A 214-nucleotide genomic window follows, 5' to 3' on the forward strand; every position below is an offset into this window, starting at 1 on the left:
ACAACATAATATCCGTTACCTTGAATAACCATTTACAAGAAATAAACTTGCCACATAGCTGTAATGAATAAAACATCACCATGGCAAAGGCTAAACCAATAGCGACAGCACTAAAAAAGCTCACATATGAAGCTAAGGTACCCAGTTGTAACAATGAACCATATAGGAACATCACTGGTTCAGAACCTTCACGACCAACGGCAATCATTGCCAG

At 38.8% G+C, this 214-nt stretch carries 1 protein-coding gene; it reads right to left on the bottom strand.

Annotated features, from left to right (window positions below):
* A partial coding sequence (locus V6256_RS15945) for an FTR1 family protein (RefSeq protein ID WP_341599182.1) occupies positions 1–214 on the bottom strand: 214 nt, incomplete at both ends.

The sequence above is a fragment of the Psychromonas aquatilis genome, assembly GCF_038155185.1.
In the GTDB taxonomy this organism is placed as follows: Bacteria; Pseudomonadota; Gammaproteobacteria; order Enterobacterales; family Psychromonadaceae; genus Psychromonas; species Psychromonas aquatilis.